General features: G+C 41.1%; 1 protein-coding gene. It reads right to left on the bottom strand.

Going from position 1 to position 533, the window contains the following annotated elements; genetic code table 11:
• On the bottom strand, window positions 1-226 hold a 226-nt coding region (locus BLA28_RS34170; protein WP_242955464.1), incomplete at its 3' end, for a Rid family hydrolase.
• Window positions 227-533 lie beyond the last annotated feature (307 nt).

The following is a 533-nucleotide window of genomic DNA, read 5'->3' as shown; positions in this document are numbered from 1 at the left end:
TTGTCTTCACCACATTGGCATAATCCGTGCCCGCCGCTTCCAGGATGGCTCCGATATTTTTCATAACCTGCTCCGCCTGAGCCACGATCCCCTCAGCCTCAATATTGCCGTTTTCAGGGTTAATGGGAATCTGGCCCGAAGCGAATAAAAAATCACCGGCCGCAATTGCCTGGGAATAAGGTCCGATTGCTGCAGGCGCCTTGTCTGTTGCTATTTTTTTTAACATAATAATCCTCCTTGTTTTGCGGAGAAAAATGCAATTTCTTTAGAAATTTGCCCTCTGGCGAACAGAGGATTTTCCTCCTTCATTCTTTTGTCTCAACATTTTCCATGGTTTTCTTAATTTCACAACCTTCATAATACCATTGTTTTTCCCACCCGGCAAGGTTAAAAATGCCAGTGGGTGAAGATAAAAATGTAGGATTACAATACATGTGTTACACCAGTATAAATAAAAAATACGAGAACAGATTTTTGTGTTATATTTGAATCACCACAACACAAATAAATACAAAGGAGTCTGTTCTCGCATG

Origin of the sequence: Eisenbergiella tayi, from assembly GCF_001881565.1 — a bacterium.
GTDB lineage: Bacteria > Bacillota > Clostridia > Lachnospirales > Lachnospiraceae > Eisenbergiella > Eisenbergiella tayi.
Note: the sequence above shows the minus strand (reverse complement) of the source record. Positions and strands in the feature narration are given on the sequence as shown.